Origin of the sequence: Stenotrophomonas sp. YIM B06876 (assembly GCF_030711595.1) — a bacterium.
In the GTDB taxonomy this organism is placed as follows: domain Bacteria; phylum Pseudomonadota; class Gammaproteobacteria; order Xanthomonadales; family Xanthomonadaceae; genus Stenotrophomonas.
On sequence record NZ_JAUJUJ010000507.1, the window covers coordinates 1 to 574 of the forward strand.

The 574-nt window shown below is 68.8% G+C and carries 1 pseudogene; it reads left to right on the forward strand.

From position 1 onward, the window contains the following. Positions 1-574: pseudogene (locus QZH66_RS18180) on the forward strand (glycine dehydrogenase (aminomethyl-transferring)); the annotation flags it as partial.

Below are 574 nucleotides of genomic sequence, written 5' to 3' on the forward strand. Positions count from 1 at the left end.
GACGAGACCACCACGCGCGAGGACATCGCGCTGCTCTGGTCCTTCTTCGCGCAGGACGGCCAGGCCCTGCCGCAGGTGGCCGCGTTCGACAAGGGCATAGAGCCCTTGATTCCGGCCGCACTGCGCCGCAGCAGCCGCTTCCTCACGCACCCGGTGTTCAACACGCACCACTCCGAGACGGCCATGCTGCGCTACATCCGCCAGCTGTCCGACAAGGACCTGGCGCTGGACCGCAGCATGATCCCGCTGGGTTCCTGCACCATGAAGCTCAACGCCACGAGCGAGATGATCCCGATCACCTGGCCCGAGTTCGCCCACATCCACCCGTTCGCGCCGGCCGAGCAGCTGCAGGGCTACCGGCAGCTCGACGAGCAGCTGCGCGCCTGGCTGTGCCAGGCCACGGGCTACGCCGGCATCAGCCTGCAGCCCAACGCCGGCTCGCAGGGTGAATACGCCGGACTGCTGGCCATCAAGGCCTACCACGCGGCCCATGGCAGTGGCCACCGCAACATCTGCCTGATCCCCAGCAGCGCCCACGGCACCAACCCGGCCAGCGCGCAGATGGCCGGCATGC